A 687-nucleotide genomic window follows, 5' to 3' on the forward strand; every position below is an offset into this window, starting at 1 on the left:
ATAAACAATTGAGAACCAAGTGTAGCGTGACGTATTAAAGCGGGTGAGCATCAAAAATGCACCTCGTCGTGCAGAGTGTTGCTCGCCTTATTGACAGGAGATGGCTAATGGGTGACCCCGTTAACTATGCTTATAAAATAACTCTCAATCACCATCATTAGAGAGTTACTGAAGTGGTGGCATGCGAGGCTAATCTCTTTTGAATTAGTGATTCAATTTCTGCTCTCAAAGGTAATAGCGCATCGACTTTTTCAGATTGATTCGGGACTTCATGTTGTCTTTTGTAAATTAAGCTAAACCTAACCGAGTTCCCAATTTTACTCAAATCGAAATAAATACTGTTGAGTTTTTCTTTAATTGCAAGCGGTAGCAAAATACCATTGAGCGACAAAAATTGTCCAAGTTCTGCTATATGTTGATGAGCCTTGTATGCACGCTCTTGAATAATATACTCAACATATTTCTTACTTTTAGGCGTTGACTCTCTAACATCCTGTTTTTGCGATTCAGTGAACTCGGTTGCAAATAACACTTCTTCAACTTGTCGATCACTCATCGAATCGATGTCAGAGGTGGACCCGGAAAACTGGACAGTGTTTTAAGTGATATTCTTGCTTAACCTTGCAGCCGATAGGCGGCAGAAAGCAGAGAAAGAAAGCAATGAAACGTACCCGAAGAACCCACGCA

1 protein-coding gene is annotated in these 687 nt (G+C 40.3%); it reads right to left on the reverse strand.

Annotated elements, in window-relative coordinates:
* Positions 1-157 precede the first annotated feature (157 nt).
* On the reverse strand, positions 158-556 hold the full coding sequence (locus Q9291_RS11680) for a hypothetical protein (RefSeq protein WP_306390236.1): 399 nt from the start codon (positions 554-556) through the stop codon (positions 158-160).
* Between the last annotated feature and the right edge of the window lie 131 nt (positions 557-687).

The sequence above is a fragment of the Methylophilus aquaticus genome (genome assembly GCF_030769565.1).
Lineage (GTDB): Bacteria > Pseudomonadota > Gammaproteobacteria > Burkholderiales > Methylophilaceae > Methylophilus > Methylophilus aquaticus.

Bases quoted from the DNA above. Each gene is read 5' to 3' on its own strand.
- Q9291_RS11680 (WP_306390236.1), bottom strand. From the start codon at position 556: ATGAGTGATCGACAAGTTGAAGAAGTGTTATTTGCAACCGAGTTCACT.